This window comes from Pedobacter montanisoli, from assembly GCF_022809115.1.
In the GTDB taxonomy this organism is placed as follows: domain Bacteria; phylum Bacteroidota; class Bacteroidia; order Sphingobacteriales; family Sphingobacteriaceae; genus Pedobacter; species Pedobacter montanisoli.
In genome coordinates this window covers 1,503,725-1,521,265 of record NZ_JALGBH010000001.1, presented here as the reverse complement: position 1 = coordinate 1,521,265, position 17,541 = coordinate 1,503,725, and the positions used below count along the sequence as shown (strand labels likewise).

The 17,541-nt window shown below is 36.6% G+C and carries 13 protein-coding genes; 10 read left to right on the top strand and 3 right to left on the bottom strand.

The genetic code is table 11. The features are described 5' to 3' along the window. Positions 1-49: 49 nt before the first annotated feature. Positions 50-1,201 (bottom strand): acyl-CoA dehydrogenase, encoded by a 1,152-nt coding sequence (locus MMF97_RS06745; RefSeq protein ID WP_243360812.1) that lies wholly within the window; start codon positions 1,199-1,201, stop codon positions 50-52. Between the two features lie 246 nt (positions 1,202-1,447). After that, on the bottom strand, positions 1,448-1,852 hold the full coding sequence (locus tag MMF97_RS06740) for an RNA-binding S4 domain-containing protein (RefSeq protein ID WP_243360810.1): 405 nt from the start codon (positions 1,850-1,852) through the stop codon (positions 1,448-1,450). Between the two features lie 78 nt (positions 1,853-1,930). On the opposite strand from MMF97_RS06740, the gene MMF97_RS06735 reads away from it, so the two are divergent. From MMF97_RS06735 to miaA, 8 genes are all read left to right on the top strand, one after another. Beyond that, complete coding sequence (locus tag MMF97_RS06735) at positions 1,931-2,749, top strand: 2,3,4,5-tetrahydropyridine-2,6-dicarboxylate N-succinyltransferase (protein ID WP_243360809.1); 819 nt, start codon at positions 1,931-1,933, stop codon at positions 2,747-2,749. Positions 2,750-2,761: 12 nt separating this feature from the next. Continuing rightward, positions 2,762-3,964, top strand: a complete 1,203-nt coding sequence (locus MMF97_RS06730) for a glycosyltransferase family 4 protein (protein ID WP_317228600.1) — start codon at positions 2,762-2,764, stop codon at positions 3,962-3,964. A gap of 48 nt (positions 3,965-4,012) precedes the next feature. Further along, positions 4,013-4,894, top strand: coding sequence for a glycosyltransferase family protein (locus tag MMF97_RS06725; protein WP_243360808.1), 882 nt, complete (start codon positions 4,013-4,015; stop codon positions 4,892-4,894). A 4-nt stretch (positions 4,895-4,898) separates the two neighbouring features. Then, the gene (locus MMF97_RS06720; RefSeq protein ID WP_243360806.1) at positions 4,899-5,891 is read left to right on the top strand and encodes a glycosyltransferase family 2 protein; all 993 of its coding nucleotides are present in this window, start codon (positions 4,899-4,901) and stop codon (positions 5,889-5,891) included. Positions 5,892-5,893: 2 nt separating this feature from the next. Further along, positions 5,894-6,457 (top strand): L-threonylcarbamoyladenylate synthase, encoded by a 564-nt coding sequence (locus MMF97_RS06715; RefSeq protein ID WP_243360804.1) that lies wholly within the window; start codon positions 5,894-5,896, stop codon positions 6,455-6,457. Positions 6,458-6,562: 105 nt separating this feature from the next. After that, the gene (locus MMF97_RS06710) at positions 6,563-7,963 is read left to right on the top strand and encodes a CCA tRNA nucleotidyltransferase (protein ID WP_394801158.1); all 1,401 of its coding nucleotides are present in this window, start codon (positions 6,563-6,565) and stop codon (positions 7,961-7,963) included. Between the two features lie 65 nt (positions 7,964-8,028). Continuing rightward, positions 8,029-8,682, top strand: coding sequence for a plasmid pRiA4b ORF-3 family protein (locus MMF97_RS06705; protein ID WP_243360801.1), 654 nt, complete (start codon positions 8,029-8,031; stop codon positions 8,680-8,682). 41 nt (positions 8,683-8,723) lie between these two features. After that, positions 8,724-9,632: a tRNA (adenosine(37)-N6)-dimethylallyltransferase MiaA gene (gene miaA / locus MMF97_RS06700; protein WP_243360800.1), complete on the top strand. Its 909-nt coding sequence runs from the start codon at positions 8,724-8,726 to the stop codon at positions 9,630-9,632. Here the strand turns inward: miaA and MMF97_RS06695 are convergent. Next, entirely contained in the window at positions 9,629-10,123 is a 495-nt protein-coding gene (locus MMF97_RS06695; protein WP_243360798.1) for a cytidine deaminase, read from the bottom strand. The two genes, miaA and MMF97_RS06695, sit on opposite strands and share 4 nt — an antisense overlap. 147 nt (positions 10,124-10,270) lie before the next feature. Between MMF97_RS06695 and MMF97_RS06690 the strand changes: the two genes are divergently transcribed. Further along, complete coding sequence (locus MMF97_RS06690) at positions 10,271-15,256, top strand: translocation/assembly module TamB domain-containing protein (protein WP_243360797.1); 4,986 nt, start codon at positions 10,271-10,273, stop codon at positions 15,254-15,256. Continuing rightward, a complete protein-coding gene (tamL, locus tag MMF97_RS06685) occupies positions 15,228-17,540 on the top strand; it encodes a translocation and assembly module lipoprotein TamL (RefSeq protein ID WP_243360794.1) in 2,313 nt (770 codons plus the stop codon). Before MMF97_RS06690 ends, tamL begins: the two co-directional genes overlap by 29 nt. Position 17,541: the final 1 nt, after the last annotated feature.

The following is a 17,541-nucleotide window of genomic DNA, read 5'->3' as shown; positions in this document are numbered from 1 at the left end:
GGCATCCCCGTTCAGAGATGCCAGATTTAGTATAGGTTAGTTAATAGTTTTACTTTAAAATTTCGCGGGCAATTACAATCTTCTGTATTTCAGAAGTTCCCTCTCCTATTGTACATAATTTGCTGTCGCGATAAAATTTCTCTACCGGAAAATCTTTGGTATAGCCATAGCCACCAAAAATCTGAACTGCATCTGTAGCTACTTTTACAGATACTTCAGAAGCATAATATTTTGCCATAGCCGATTGCTTGGTTACCGGCATGCCGTTGTTTTTCAAATAAGCAGCCTGTCTGATCAGCAATTCAGCTGCTTCAATCTCTGTTGCCATATCTGCCAGTTTAAAACTGATTCCTTGAAAAGAAGAAATCGGCACACCAAACTGTTGGCGTTCCTGCGCATAAGCCAAAGCCGCATCATACGCACCTTTAGCAATACCCAAAGCCAGTGCAGCGATAGAAATACGACCACCGTCTAATACTTTCATTGCTTGTTTAAAGCCTTCGCCCTCTACACCCAATAAGTTTTCTTTGGGTACCCTGCAATTATCAAAAATCATCTCTGTGGTTTCTGATGCCCGCATACCCAGTTTATTTTCTTTTTTACCTGCCGAAAAACCGGGAGTTCCACGTTCAACAACAATTGCCGAAATACCTTTTGAGCTTCCTGCCTCGCCTGTACGCACCATTACCACAGCAACATCGCCCGTTTTACCGTGTGTAATCCAGTTCTTGGCTCCATTAATTACATAATGATCGCCATCCAATACAGCCGTAGTTTTCATGCGTAAAGCATCAGAACCTGTATTGGCTTCGGTTAAGCCCCAAGCCCCAATCCATTGAGCGGTAGCCAATTTGGGCAACCATTTTTGTTTTTGCGCTTCATTACCAAAAGCCAAGATATGACCTGTACACAAAGAATTATGCGCTGCTACAGAAAGGCCTATAGAACCACAAACTCTGGATATTTCTACAATTACATCCACATACTCCTGATATCCAAACCCAGATCCGCCGTAATTTTCTGGAACAAGTACTCCCATTAGACCCAATTCTCCCAGCTGTTTAAAAATCTCAACCGGAAAATATTGCTGTTCATCCCACTCCATTACATTTTTCCTGATTTTTTTCTCGGCAAAATCACTTACCATTTTTCTAATGATCTGTTGGTTTTCGCTCACTTCAAAGCTAAAGCCTGATTGCATAATTTATAAAGATTTAAAAACAAAAAACTGTTTAAATTAAAATGCATGCGAGCAAATGATTTAAACAGTTTTGTTAGATTTATATTTGGTTGAGAGCAATGATAAACAAATTAAATTATACTTTCAAATGCTTTAAAAGCGCTTTTTAGCAGAACAAATTGGTATTTGGTCTATTTGTGCCACCCATTATAATTACAGGTATTTTCAAAGAATTTTAATAGCCCAATATTTTTTAAAGATTTTTTATTATTCGTCATCCGCACCAAACCAATTGTCTAAAAGCTCATCGGTTTCTCTGCGTTCTTTCTTGGTTGGGCGGCCAGCTCCACGATCTCTGCGTAAAGTAGGTGCATGAAAAACAGACTTATACGCTCTGGTTTCTTCAATTGGCGTAAGGTCTTTGTATTTGGTAACCGCTATTTTGGCATCTGTACGGTTATAAGAAAGCTCTAAAACTTCTATAATCTTACGCTCAGGCCCTTTAGATAGATGGTAAACATCACCAATCTTTACAATAGCCGATGGCTTTACATTTTGGCCATTTAACTTTACTCTTCCGGCCTTACAGGCTTCTGTTGCCATGCTCCGTGTTTTAAACATTCTAATGGCCCACAAATATTTATCTACACGTAATTTTTCCTTCTCATCCATAAATAATTCAAAAATAAGCAACTAAAGCATGACCTATTACAATATTTTGATTTATTTTGTAAAAATTTAAATTTTATCATGGTTGCAGATTTAAAAAAACTTATAGAAGAGGCCTGGGAAGATAGAGGTTTGCTTATTTACAATAATTATTGCGAAGCAATTGAAGAAGTAATACAAAGGCTTGATAAAGGTGAGTTACGTGTTGCTGAGCCAGTATTGAACAGCTGGGGCATTAACGAATGGATCAAAAAAGCCGTAATCTTATATTTCCCTATAAAGCAGATGAAAGAAACAAAAGTTGGCCCTTTTGTTTTCCATGATAAAATGGATCTGAAAACCAATTACAAAGATGCCGGCGTAAGAGTAGTGCCACATGCCATAGCTCGTTATGGTGCTTATTTGGCTCCCGGAGTAATTATGATGCCTTCTTATGTAAATATTGGCGCTTATGTAGATGAAGGTACGATGGTTGATACATGGGCTACCGTAGGTTCATGTGCCCAAATTGGTAAACGTGTACATTTAAGCGGCGGAGTAGGTATTGGTGGTGTTTTAGAACCCGTACAGGCAGCTCCGGTAATTATAGAAGATGATTGCTTTATTGGCTCAAGAGCGATAGTAGTAGAAGGTGTAAGAGTAGAAAAAGAAGCCGTTTTAGGTGCCAATGTTGTACTTACCGCATCTACAAAAATTATTGACGTAACTGGCGAAACCCCTGTTGAATACAAGGGTGTAGTACCTTCGCGTTCGGTAGTTATTCCTGGTTCTTATACCAAGAAATTCCCTTCAGGCGAGTATCAGGTGCCTTGTGCTTTAATTATTGGAAAACGTAAAGAATCTACCGATAAGAAAACATCCTTAAATGACGCATTAAGAGAAAATAATGTAGCTGTTTAAGTAATTCTGAAATTGGAGCAACAAAACGATTTACATACTGCATTACAGGAGAGCTCAAAGCTGCCGAAAGGCTTTGGGCTTTCTGCTTTGAAGATTGGCTACGATGGCAAAAGAGCTGCCAATAACCTTACCGGTTTGGGCAATTACAGCCGTTCACTTATTGAGCAGTTAGCTGTGATTTATCCTTCACATAATTTTTATATCTATACGACTAAAATCAAAGAAAATCTCTTGCAATTGCCCCTATTTAAACTGGACAATGTACATTTAAAGCTGGCTAAAGTTAAAGGCTTAGCTCAGGTAATATGGAGAAGTTTTTCTGTAAAAAAGCAGCTCATTAAAGATCAGATCAATTTGTTTCATGGTTTGAGTCATGAGATTCCTTTTGGCATACAGCATACTCAGGTTAAAAGCGTTGTAACCATACATGACCTTATCTTTTTACGCATGCCGCAGCTCTATAAATTGATTGACCGAAAAATCTATACATTTAAGAGTCGTTATGCCTGTGTAAATGCAGACAGGATTATCGCCATAAGTGAATGCACTAAAAAAGATATTATTGAACTTTACAATATATCTCCATCAAAAATTGATGTAGTTTACCAAAGTTGCGATGATATTTTTAAAAAGCCTCTTACAGAAGAAGCCAAAAAATCGGCTCGCGAAAAATACCAACTGCCTGAGCATTATATATTAAGTATAGGCACCATTGAAGCCAGAAAAAATTTAGGACTGATCATAGATGCTTTACCTCATATTAACGAGAACTATAAACTGGTTGTTATAGGTAAGGAAACCAGCTATGCAGCGTTGATAAAAGAAAAAATAAAAAGTAAAAACCTGGAAAACCGGGTAATTTTTCTTAAAAACGTGCCATTTTCTGATTTCCCGGCTATTTATCAGAATGCAAGCTTATTTATCTATCCTTCCAGATATGAAGGATTTGGTATTCCTATTATAGAAGCTTTATACAGCAAAGTTCCGGTAATTGCAGCTACAGGCTCATGCCTTGAAGAAGCAGGTGGACCAGACAGCCTATACATACAGCCAGATGATCCTGATACATTGGCAAAAACAAGTAATCATGTTTTATCAGATCCTGCTTTGGCACAGCAAATGCAACATAAAGGTTATGAGTACGTTCAAAAGTTTAATAACAATTTAGTTGCACATAATCTGATGAATTGCTACCTTAAAACTTTAAGCAACTAAAACTAAGCCCTTTATTTATCCTTAAACAATTAAATCTCTTTACCGTTAATGAAAGTTGCAGGTTTTACATTTATTCGCAATGCTGTTAAGAATGATTATCCCGTAGTTGAAGCAATCACTTCCATTCTTCCCATTTGCGATGAATTTATTGTAGCTCATGGCAATTCTGATGATGATACCCTTAAACTGATTGAACAAATTGGTTCTGATAAGATTAAAATCATACAAACGGTTTGGGATGACGGCTTGAGAGAAGGCGGTAGGACTTTTGCGCAGGAAACCGATAAGGCTTTTAATGCCATCAGTACTGATGTTGACTGGGCTTTTTACATACAGGCTGATGAATGTGTGCATGAGAAATATTTGCCTGTCATCAAAAAAGAAATGGAGTTATGCTTAAATGATCAGCGTATAGAAGGTTTATTATTTAACTATAAACATTTCTATGGTTCTTATGATTTTTTTGCCCAGTCAAGACGCTGGTATAGAAGGGAAATCAGAGTAATCCGTAATATAAAAGGTATGCATTCTTATCGTGATGCCCAGGGTTTCAGATTCAACGACCGCAAGATCAAGGTAAAACATATTGATGCTTATATTTATCATTACGGCTGGGTAAAACCACCTAAAGGCCTTAACCAGAAGGTGAGAAATTTCAATAAATTCTACACTCAGAATGATCAGTGGATAGACAATACCTATCCCGAAGCCACTGATTTTGATTATGGCAATGCCGATGAATTGTTCAGGTTTACAGATACGCATCCCGCTGTTTTTAACTCAAGGGTACAAAATGGCAACTGGAAATTTAATTTTGACCCCACAGGTCTTAAAAATAAAATGCCTTTCAGACGTAAAGTACTGGCATGGATAGAGAAATTAACAGGCATCAGGTGCTTTGAATATAAAAATTATAAAAAGATAGCATAGGTAAATGACAGAGAACTTTAAAAGTATTTCGGTGGTTTTACCTAATTATAATGGTAAACATTTATTGGAAAAATATATTCCTTCTGTTTACCATGCATTACACCAAAGTCAGCTCAATTTCGAGTTTATTGTAATTGATGATTGTTCATGCGATGATTCGGTTGATTTTATACAACAACATTATCCCGAAATACAACTGATCAAAAACCTTTACAACGCTGGTTTTTCTTATACCTGTAATCAGGGCATACAACGTGCATCCAAAGACCTGGTTCTTTTACTGAACTCGGATGTTGAACTTACCCCTGATTATTTTGAAAAACAATTAAGCTACTTTAATCTGCCCGATACCTTTGGTGTAATGGGCTGCATTATGAATTTTGACGGAAAGAAAATCGAAGATGCTGCCAGAATGCCAAAATTCAAAGGTTTTAAATTTAAAGCCAACCGTTTTTATTATGTAGAAGATACCGATCATCAAACGCTTACCTGTTACCTATCGGGTGCCAATGCTTTAATAGACCGCAAAAAACTTATCATGTTAAATGGCTTTGATGAAATCTATTCTCCTTTTTATTTTGAGGATTTTGATTTAGGTCTTAGGGCATGGAAAATGGGCTGGTCTCTATACTATGAACATAAAGCTGTTTGTTTTCACCAGATCAGTTCATCTACCAATAAACTCAACAAATCAAACTTTGTCAAAATCATTTACAACAGAAACAGTTTTATTTTACAAAGTATCCATCTAAACGGAGCTAAAAGAAATTTATGGTATGTGCAACTGTTCACCCTTACCCTGCTTGGCCATTTCATAAAAGGTGATTTCTGGATATTAAAAAGTTTGAAACAATTTTTGATGATGCATACAGATATTGCCAGATCACGCCATAAAAACAGGCAACTTCAAAAACAGACAGGCGTAAATATCAGTTTAGAAAATATTATCGATACCATAAAAAATTCAATAACCGGTAAAAAAACCAAATGGTTGTAGTCATGAGAGAAGAAATTAATAAAGCGTTGGAAGTACTCAAAAACGGTGGTGTAATTCTTTATCCTACCGATACAGTTTGGGGCTTAGGTTGTGATGCCACAAATGAAACCGCTGTTGCAAAGGTAAACGCAATCAAAGGTAGAGCGGCAGATAAAAGCCTTATTGTCTTGTTAGATAATGACAACAAACTGGCTTCATATGTAAACGATATACCTGAGGTTGCCTACGATCTTATTGAATATGCAGAAAATCCTTTAACCGTAGTTTTTTCAAATGCTAAAAACCTTGCCCCAAGCGCAATCAATGCCGATGGCAGCATAGGTATCCGTATTCCGAAATACGAGTTTTGCCAACAGCTTTTACAACGTTTCAGAAAACCTATCGTTTCTACTTCAGCAAACATCAGCGGGCAGCCTACACCTCGTTTTTTTGATGAGATCAGTGATGAAATTCTGGAAGCAGTAGATTATGTGGTTAACTGGGAACAGGAAAACAGAACGGTCAAAAAACCTTCAACTATTATCAAACTGAGTCCATCCGGACAGTTTGAGTTCATCAGAAAATAATAGACTTTTTCTTTAAGGCTTATTTTTACTGTGTTTTATTAACTTTGCAGGAGCGTTTTTACATACAGGATTAATCCCTCAAATACACCCATCAACTTGTATAAAATTAATTTAGAAGACCCTGTTTTTAAGATATTAGCCGAAACCGCAGCTAAGGAAGGAACCGAGATATACGTAATAGGAGGTTTTGTAAGAGATCTATTCTTAAAAAGACCTTCTAAAGATATTGATATCGTGGTATTGGGAAACGGGATAGATTTTGCCGAAAAAGTTGGTAGAAAACTCAGGTCTACGGTTTCTGTGTTTAAGAATTTTGGCACTGCCATGCTTAAATACAACGAACTGGAAATTGAGTTTGTGGGTGCCAGAAAAGAATCATACCGAGCCAATTCACGCAAACCTATTGTAGAAAACGGCACTTTAGCTGATGATCAGTTGCGCAGAGATTTTACCATCAACGCTTTAGCGATCTCACTTAACCCAGGTAATTACGGGGAGGTCATAGATCCTTTTAATGGACTAGAAGATCTGGAAAATAAACTGATCCGTACACCACTTGATCCCGCAGTTACTTTTTCTGATGATCCCCTACGCATGATGCGGGCCATACGTTTTGCAACACAACTCGATTTTAAAATAGATCAGGTAGCTTTGGTTGCCATACATACGCAGAAAGAACGCATCAACATCGTATCAAAAGAGCGTATTACCGATGAGCTGAACAAGATTATTTTAGCCAAAACACCTTCTATCGGTTTTAATTATTTATTTGACACCGGTTTGCTACATCTTATTTTTCCGCAAATGGTAAAATTATATGGTGTTGATACAAGAAACGGAAAAGCGCATAAAGACAATTTTTACCATACTTTACAGGTTTTAGATAACATCAGTCAAACTTCTGATGATTTGTGGTTACGTTGGGCAGCCATCTTACACGATATTGCCAAACCCGCTACCAAGCGTTTTGAAGAAGGCCATGGATGGACTTTTCACGGACATGAAGATAAAGGTGCAAGAATGGTACCTCAAATCTTCGCTCATCTTAAATTACCACTTAATGATAAGATGAAGTTTGTGCAAAAGCTGGTATTACTTCACCTCCGCCCCATTGTTTTAGCGCAGGATAAAGTAACCGACTCTGCCGTGCGCAGACTTCTTTTTGAAGCTGGAAATGAAATAGAAAGCCTTATGTTATTATGCCAGGCAGATGTTACGACCAAAAACGAGTATAAAGTCAAAAAATACCGCAATAACTTTGAGCTGGTAAAACAAAAGCTTAAAGATGTTGAAGAACGTGATCAATTACGCAACTGGCAGCCACCTGTTACGGGTAATGATATTATGCAAACTTTTGGCCTAAATGCAGGCAAGGAAGTGGGACTGCTTAAGAATGCAATAAGAGAGGCCATATTAGAAGGCGAAATAAGTAATAATTATCAGGAAGCCTATGATTTTATGCTTGAAAAAGGCAAAGAAATGGGTTTAAATCCCCTATCAGAATAATTTAAACGCTCAAAAATCATTAATAATTTATATTTTTACGTTAGCAATTTATTTTAATACCCAGAATGGCAATTTACAGATTTAGAATATCTTTTGAAGATTTTGATGACATTAACAGAGAAATAGATATTAAACCTGGTCAGACTTTCGAAGATTTACACAGAGCGATACATAAATCAACGGGCTATAACGCCGAAAAATCTTCTTCGTTTTATGTAAGTACAGATAACTGGATCAAAGGCGAAGAAATTGCGCTTATGCCTAATCAGCGTAAAATAGATAATGGTGTGGTGTTAATGGAAAAAGCAAAGATCAGTAGCTTTATAGAAGACCCACATCAAAAATTTTATTATATCTATAATTTTGAACGTCCTTACGATTTCCATGTTGAACTGATCAAGATCATTTTGGAAAACGATCCGAATATTGAATACCCTTACATCGTAAAAAGTGTTGGCGAAGCACCAAAAATCATGGATAAAAGCGGTTCTGTAGGTGGTGCAAGTGTTGCCAGCAGTTCATCGTCAGATGATTTTGATTTCCTGAACGAGATGGATTTTGTACCTGAAGATACCGATGAACTTGAAGCAATGGGTGGCCGGGGTATCAATGCACAGGAAGAAAATGAAGAAGAGGAAAGTGATGAAGACGATGTATTTTCTAACGATGAGGATGAATATGGCAATGATGATTATAGCGAAGATCGCGATGATTATTAAATAAACTGCCTCATTCAACTTTAAAATATTACAACAAGCCCATGCCACAAAAAAATCTTATCGTTGTAGTTGGGCCAACAGCCATTGGTAAAACTGCCTTAGCCATAGAATTAGCTAAGGCATTTAATACCGAAATCATATCTGCAGATTCACGGCAGTTTTTTAAAGAAATGAGCATTGGCACGGCCAAACCTTCAACAGAAGAACAAGCTGCTGCTCCACATCACTTTATCAATTCGCATAGTGTCACCACTTTGTTCAGCACAGGCGATTTTGAAGTAGAAGCACTACAAATTATAGAAAAGCTTTTTAAAACGCATGATACTGTTATCATGGTGGGTGGCTCTGGTTTGTACATCAATGCGGTATGCAATGGTTTAGATGATCTTCCTGAAATAGACCTCAACATAAGAGAACAACTGAATCTTCTTTTTGAAAATGAGGGTATAGAAGCCATCAGAAGCAAATTAGCCTTATTAGATCCCGAGTATTTTGCGAAAGTAGACCAGAGCAATCCTCAACGTATGATCAGGGGCTTGGAAGTGGTTTTATCTACCGGTAAAAAGCTGAGTTCAATGCTAACCTCACAAAAAAAACAGCGACCTTTTAACATGATAAAAATCGGTTTGAATACCGAACGTGAAACCCTTTATAACCGCATTAACCAAAGAGTAGATTTAATGGTACAAGAAGGATTAATTGAGGAAGTTAAAAGCTTAGAAAAGTACAGAAATTACAACGCCCTCAATACTGTTGGCTATAGCGAAGTTTTTGAATATTTAGATGGTAAAACTGATTTTAAAACTGCTATAGAAAAAATCAAACAAAACACCAGGCGTTTTGCTAAAAGACAAATTACCTGGTTTAAACGTGACGCAGAGATCAAATGGTTTGAGCCCCAGCAAACTCAGGAAATCTTGTCTTATCTAAATACTGTTATTGTTTCTTAAGCGCCCACACTTAACCTATTCTCTACAAATAAGAAAGGCAACAGGCTTTTAATACCCTTAACTTTTAAAATTTTTCCACCTATACAGTAAAACAATACCGTTATCGGGGTATTTTGCTTCTGTTCAAACTCTGCCATAACCTGCAAACAGGCACCGCATGAAGTTACGGGTTGTTCTATCTTAAACTGATCTGTATATGCTGTAATAGCCATTTTGCTAATTACTGCATCAGGATATTTGGCACCTATGCCAAACAAAGCCACCCGCTCTGCACATAAACCCGAAGGATAGGCTACATTTTCCTGATTGCTTCCTAAAACAATCTCTCCATTGTTCAATAAAACTGCATTGCCTACCTTAAATTTAGAATAAGGAGAATAAGATGTACTTAAAGCAGCTTCAGCTTTTTCGCAAAGCAATCTGTCTTCATCACTTAATTCTGCTAAATTATGATAGGTTTCGTAGTTAATTGTGAACTCCAATTTTTCCATAATTGTTAAACATAATCATTATTCCAGTTTTTTAAGAAAAAAATCAATTTTTATTCCCCTCTCTAAACCTTTTATCGGCTTTTATTGTTTAAGTTTATAATATTTAGATAAGTCGATTTCAGTTTTATAAATTCTAATTCTTCCGTTTTGAAGCAGTTTTACAGCAAAAGTCTTAAAGTTTTTCTTTGGATTATAGCCGGGCTTTTGGGTTTGGTAATCTTGCTTATTATACTGATCAATTTTTCATTTGTTCAGAACATCATCAAAAATGAAATCGTAAGCTATTTAAAAGACAAAACAAAGACCGAAATCAGCTTAGAGAAAGTGCGCATTGCTTTCCCAGATGATATTTCCCTAAACAAACTATATGTAGCCGATCTTAAAAAAGACACCTTGCTTTATGCCGATAAACTTAATGTGAATCTCAATTTATTTGCGCTTATTTTTTCCAATAAGGTAGAGATCAAAGACCTTGAGCTAAGTACCGTTACCGCCAATGTAAAACGCGTTAGTCCCGATACTACTTTTAACTTCTCTTTTTTGGTTGATGCTTTTATGAGCGAACAGCAAAAGCCCGAAGAAAAGGTAAAAAAAGACAGCAGCTCTACACTAAAATTTGCAATAGACCAGATCAGTTTCAATAAAATAAATATCCATTATCGTGATGATGTAGCAGGTAATGATATCCGTTTCGGCTTAGGAAGCCTCAAGACAAAAATCAAGACTTTTGATTTAGACAACCAACATTATGTAATCAAAAACTTAGCGTTACAAAATACTTCTTTAAACTATTTGCAACAAAAGCCGTTGGTACATTTAGCACAACATATTGTTAACAGCGTTGACAGTACGCAAAAACAAACCGGAAAATTGCCTACCATAGAATTTGAAGCGCTTGATCTAAACCATATTAACATCAATTACAATGATGACTTAGCCGCAACTCGCTTAAAAAGCTTAATTGATACACTTGGTTTTACCAATTTAAAAGTTGATTTAACGCATAGCAAATACATAGCCGATAAAGCCTTTCTTCATCATTCAAATGTAGGTTTTGCTTTTAAACCGGCTCCTTCAAATAATCTCAGTAAGTTAAAAGATACTGTAAATAAACAACCTTCTTCTCTGTTGGTAATGATAAAACAGATAGACCTTAAGAACAATGCTTTTAAGTTTGATAATCTGGCGGTTAAACCAATTTCATCAGGAATAGATTTTAGCCATTTGGATGTGAGCAAACTATTCTTAGGTGCAACAGACCTGCAATACAATGCCAGTGCTACAAAAGTAAATGTGAAATATGGGTCTTTAACAGACAAAAGTGGATTTAAATTAGACCGGCTTAGCGGCGATGCCATTTACTCAGATAAACAGATCAAACTATCTGGTTTGATCCTTAAAACACCTTATACTAACATTGAAAATACAACCGAGGTAAATTATTCATCGCTTGATGATTTTTCTAAGCATCCCGAAAAAGTGAAGGTAAACCTCAGATTAAAGAATACCATCATTGGATTAAAGGATGCTGCTTATTTCAGCAATGCCATTCCTAAAAACTATGTTAATGAAAAGATCAAAGTAAATGGTAGAGTAAATGGATATTTGGGCAATCTGTCTATTCCTGAATTACAGATCAGCGGATTAAAGAATACAGAAATCGATATCAGCGGTCATGCAAAGGGACTACCCAATATCAACAAAACTTTTCTCGATTTAGACATCAGAAAATTTAACCTCACCAAAAGAGACCTGCTGGCTGTTATTCCTAAAAAATCACTACCCAAAAACATCGAGTTACCGGGCGTTATAAATGCTAAAGGTAAATTCAATGGCAGCATATCTAATTTTAATACCCGATTCGATATACGCACCGATATGGGCAATGCAAAACTGATTGCTAAGCTTGGCGGAAGAAAAGGTCATGAAACTTATGCCGCCGATATTGACCTGTTAAATTTTAATGTTGGCAGGCTCATTAAACAATCGCAAACCATAGGTCGTATCACTACAAAAGCACAGATAAGAGGCCAGTACTTTGATCCAAAAAAAATAGATGCAACTTTTAAAGCACAGGTATTAGCTGCTTCTTACAACAAGTACACTTACAAAAATCTTATCCTTTCAGGCAGTTATAAAAAACAAAATGTTAGTGTTAAAGGCGCCATGGCCGATAGCAATGCCAATTTTAACCTGAATTTAAATGCAGGATTGGCGTCGAAATATCCTTCTGTTAAAGGGGTAATTAACCTTAAGCAAATTGACCTGCAAAAACTGAATTTCAGCAAAACACCTTTAAGGATAGCCGGAAGTATCAATGCCGACATTAAAACAGCTGATGTGGATTTTCTGAACGGAGATATTTTTGCCACCAAACTGCAATTGGTAAAAGATGATCACCACTATGCTTTAGATACCATACAAATCAGCGCAACCAGCACAAGTACAGCCAATAAACTTACCGTTAAATCTGAAATACTTGCCGCGCAAGTGGAAGGTAAATATGAGCTAAGCAAATTGGGCAACGCTTTTATTAACCAAATCAACAAGTATTACCAATTTGGCGAAACTACTAAAATAGACCCGCAGTCGGTAAGATTTAACATTAACTTGTATTACCCTAAGTTTATCAAAGATTTTGTACCACAGCTTACCGCTTTCGCACCTGCTAATTTGAATGGATTTTTAGATACCCAAAAAGACAGTCTGGTGGTAAATGCTTCCTTTCCTAAAATTGTATATGGTAGTTTTAATATAGATACCGTTAAATTTAATACGCGGAATGAAAACGATAAGTTAAACTACAAGCTCAATGTTAATCATATCCAAAGTCCTTCCATTCAATTGTTTAATACAGAATTATTAGGCGATGTAGCCAATAACGATTTAGGTATAAATTTGTTCTTGAGAGATAGGCAGCGAAAAGATAAGTATGCATTGTCAGGTCTGTTGCAAGCGGTTAATAACGGTTTTAAATTTAACCTCGTTCCTGATAAATTGATATTAGATTATGAAAAATGGACCGTATCGCCAGATAATTACATACAATTTGGCAAAGCGGGCATCCTGGCTCATACCTTCAATATCAGCAGAAATGAAGAAATATTAAGCATAAATAGTACTTCAGATCAGCTCAATGCGCCAATAAATGTAGAGTTTAAAAACTTTAAAATAGAAACGCTTACAAAATTTGCCGAAACAGACAGCACTTTGGTTGGCGGAACTATTAACGGTTTGGTAAATGTTAAAGAGCTTACCGGCAGTCCTAAATTTGAAGCCGACCTTAGCGTAAACAAACTAAGATACTTAAAAGATGAATTAGGCAATCTGAGTTTAAAAGTTAACAACGAAACAGAAAATGCTTTTGAAATAAATGCCGGTTTAAAAGGTGTGCACGAACTCAATGCATCAGGTTTTTATTATACCGCACCTAAAAGCAGTTTAGATTTAAAAGTAAATATTGCTAAAATAGATCTGCAACAGATTGAGAGCCTGAGTATGGGGCAAATCAAACAAGGCCAAGGAACTTTAAGCGGTGCGTTTAATATAAAAGGAGAACCCACTGCACCACAGATTTTAGGTTCATTAAAATTTAACGATGCCTCTTTCAGGGTTGCTTACGTAAATTCATTCTTTAAAGTCCCTAATCAGGAAATAAAATTTGACACCGAAGGCATACATTTTAATCGCTTCAACCTGCTCGATTCTCTTGGTCAGGCCGCTGTTATTGACGGAACTATTTATACTGCCGATTTCAAGAATATCAAATTCGGTATCGATGCCAGAACCAATAATTTCAGACTGATCAATTCAACCGTACAAGATAACAATATGATCTATGGTACACTTTATCTCACAAGTACAATTAAAGTACGCGGTACCATGAACAGTCCTGATGTAAACATGAATCTGAAAATAAATAAGGGAACCAAATTCTTTTATGCACTTCCCGTTTCAGATCCTTCGGTAATTGACCAGGAAGGCATTGTGCAGTTTATTGATGAAGATGCTCCTCCATTTAATGGTGAAAAAAGCCTAAAGGTTGATAGCATTAGTAAATCTTCTTTCAAGGGAATGAATTTGGTAGCAGACATCAGTATTGATCCCGAAGCAGAATTAAGCGTAGTTGTTGATCCGGCAAATGATGATATACTTACTGCACGGGGTACAGCCGATTTGAATGCCACCATTGATCCGAGTGGAAAAATAAGCATGACGGGGAAATACGAAGTAGAAGACGGATCTTATAGCCTATCGGTTATTCCTCTATCCAAAAAACCTTTTAAGCTGGTTAAAGGAAGTACCATTATCTGGACGGGTGAGCCCACACAAGCCAATGTTAATTTAACGGCTTTATATGAAGTTAGTGCAGCACCAATAGATCTTTTAAATGATCCTTCAAATGTAACGGCAAAAACCAAAATGCCTTTTCAGGTGTATCTATATATAAAAGGAGAGTTATTAAAACCACTGATTTCCTTCAAGATAGATCTACCTGAAGAAGAAAGAAGTTCTGATGTGGGGACTTTAGCTTATACCAAGTTGCAGATCATAAATCGCGATGAGAATGAGCTTAACAAACAGGTTTTTGCTTTACTGGCCTTAAATAGATTCATTGCCGATAATCCTTTTCAAAGTCTTGCAGGCGGAACAAGCGTAAATTCCATGGCTCGTTCAAGTGTTAGTAAATTGTTAGGTGCACAGTTAAATAGTCTGGCTTCAGATCTTATACAGGGAGTAGATATTAACTTCGACCTCAATTCTACCGATGATTATTCTACAGGCGCTTTAGAACATAAAACCGATTTAGAAGTAGCCTTGTCTAAAAAATTATTTGACGATAGGCTTACTGTTACTGTAGGCAGTTCTTTTGCACTGGAAGGATCGAATACTTCTAACCAAAACGCGGCGAATATTGCGGGCAATGTAAATGTTGAATATGCACTATCAAGAGATGGAAGATATAGGTTAAGAGCTTACAGGCGCAACCAGACCGAAGCTGTGATTGAGGGCCAGATTATTGAAACAGGTTTAGGCTTCACAATGGTAGTGGATTATAATAAGTTTCGCGAAATTTTTCAGAAAAGAAGAAACCGGGTAAGAAATGAGACTGAACAGAAACCTAAAAATTAATTTAATTGCCGCAGCAGCTTTGCTATTTACCTATTCGGTTTTAACAAGTTGCAGTAATACCCGTTATTTAAAACCGGGGCAGGTACTTTATACAGGTGCTGTTGTAAAAGTAAATCCTGATAGCGCCAAAAAAGTAGATGATCAAAAACAACTGGTAAAAGACCTGGAGAGCAAGATCAGACCCGCTCCTAACAAATCTATATTGGGTTTAAAGTTTAAATTGTTTATTTACAATCTGGCCGGAGAACCTACAAAACCCAAAGGTTTTAGGCATTGGCTCAGAACCAAGGTGGGCGAACCACCTGTATTATTAAGTGATGTAAAACTCAAATACAATACAGATGTGCTGAAAAGCTACCTGATTAGCAAAGGGTATTTGCAGGCAACGGTAACGGCTGATACCATAGTAAAAAACAAAAAAGGCAAAGCCATATATACCGCTAATACAGATATCAGATACAAAATTAACCGGGTTACTTTTCCACCCGATACTGGTAACCTTACTACGGCTATTCAGCAAACCTCATCAAAAAGCCTAGTAAAGACAGGAAACTTTTACGATCTCGAAACCTTCAAAAATGAACGTTTAAGAATCGACAATGAACTAAAAGAACGAGGATATTTCTACTTTAATCCCGACTTTATTATCATGCAGGTTGATAGTACCATTGGCAAGAATATGACCAATGTAAACGTAAGAATAAAGAACACCAGTCCTGCCGAGGCATTAAAACCGTATCGGATCAATGACATTAATATTTTCCCTAACTACAATCTTCGCCGAGATAGTATTTTAAGAAAATTGACACCAGCTACTTATAAAGATTTTAACATCTACGATAACCGGAATACCTTTAAACCAAAAGTTTTTGATCGTTTAGTTTTCTTTTCAAAAGGTGAAACTTACAACCGTAAAGACCATAATCAATCGTTAAATCGTATGGTGAACTTAGGTACTTTTCAAGATGTAAGAATGGAGTTTATACCGCATAACGGTTTTAAAGATGATATTTTGGATTTAAATATTTATCTAACCCCATTGAAAAAGAATTCGCTTACTTTTTCTGTTACGGGTACAAACAAGTCGAACAATTTTATAGGATCTGAAATTAAATTAACCCAAACAACCCGCAATTTATTTAGGGGTGCCGAGCAATTAGATGTAAGTGTAAGTGGCGGTTTCGAAACTCAATACAGCGGACATACCAGTGGTATAAATTCTTATTCTCTTACTGGAAATGGAAAGCTAACTTTTCCAAGATTTATTATACCTTTTTTTAAGTTCGAAAGCACAACGGCCTTTATTCCTAAAACCCTCATATCGTTAACTTACCAATTACTAAAGAGAGATAGTCTTTATACACTTAATTCATTTAAGGCAGAATATGGTTACAATTGGAAAGAAAACCAGTTTAAAGAACACAATCTAAATCCTTTTGTAATTAATCTGGTTAAACCTAACAAAGGAGATAGTGCTAAAATAGAAAAACTAGAACAAGAGAACCCCGGACTTAAACAATCCTTGCAGAAACAGTTTATATTAGGCAGCACCTATAACTTTACCTATACCAATCAAGCTTTAACCAATCGCCAAAATAACATTTACTTCTTTGGAGGTATAGAAACATCTGGAAATCTATTGGGTTTATTCAACGTAAAAAATTCAGAAGGCGAAAGAACCCTATTTGGCCAACCTTTAACACAGTTTGTAAGAATAGAAACCGATCTGCGCGATTATTATAAAATTAACCGCAAGGTAACCTGGGTTAACCGCTTAAATTTAGGCTATGGCTATGCTTATGGCAACAGTACCTCAATGCCTTTTATCAGACAGTTTTTTGCCGGTGGAAGTAGTGATGTCCGTGCTTTCAGGGCAAGATCTTTAGGGCCGGGTACCTATCAGATACCTGATGATGTTACCTATGCAGACCAGTCTGGAGATGTGAAAGCGCTTTTTAATTCAGAATTAAGATTTAAATTAGTGAGCATATTTGAGGGCGCAGCTTTTGTTGATGCCGGCAATATCTGGCTACGCAAGGCTGATGAGAGACCTGGATCAGGATTTAAACTTAAAAATGCTTTAAGCGAAATGGCTGTTGGTACAGGTTTGGGCTTACGGGTGGATGCCAAAATATTTGTGATAAGACTTGATGGAGCATTCCCATTAAGAAAACCTTATTTACCTGCCGGAAATCGCTGGGTTTTGAATCAGATTGATTTTGGCAGTAAGAACTGGCGTAAAGACAATTTAATTTTAAACATCGGAATAGGTTACCCATTTTAAT

Coding starts and splice junctions, on each gene's coding strand:
- MMF97_RS06735 (WP_243360809.1), top strand. CDS start 1,931: ATGGTTGCAGATTTAAAAAAACTTATAGAAGAGGCCTGGGAAGATAGA.
- MMF97_RS06715 (WP_243360804.1), top strand. CDS start 5,894: ATGAGAGAAGAAATTAATAAAGCGTTGGAAGTACTCAAAAACGGTGGT.
- MMF97_RS06705 (WP_243360801.1), top strand. CDS start 8,029: ATGGCAATTTACAGATTTAGAATATCTTTTGAAGATTTTGATGACATT.
- MMF97_RS06745 (WP_243360812.1), bottom strand. CDS start 1,201: ATGCAATCAGGCTTTAGCTTTGAAGTGAGCGAAAACCAACAGATCATT.
- MMF97_RS06725 (WP_243360808.1), top strand. CDS start 4,013: ATGAAAGTTGCAGGTTTTACATTTATTCGCAATGCTGTTAAGAATGAT.
- MMF97_RS06740 (WP_243360810.1), bottom strand. CDS start 1,852: ATGGATGAGAAGGAAAAATTACGTGTAGATAAATATTTGTGGGCCATT.
- MMF97_RS06720 (WP_243360806.1), top strand. CDS start 4,899: ATGACAGAGAACTTTAAAAGTATTTCGGTGGTTTTACCTAATTATAAT.
- MMF97_RS06695 (WP_243360798.1), bottom strand. CDS start 10,123: ATGGAAAAATTGGAGTTCACAATTAACTACGAAACCTATCATAATTTA.
- tamL (WP_243360794.1), top strand. CDS start 15,228: ATGAGACTGAACAGAAACCTAAAAATTAATTTAATTGCCGCAGCAGCT.
- miaA (WP_243360800.1), top strand. CDS start 8,724: ATGCCACAAAAAAATCTTATCGTTGTAGTTGGGCCAACAGCCATTGGT.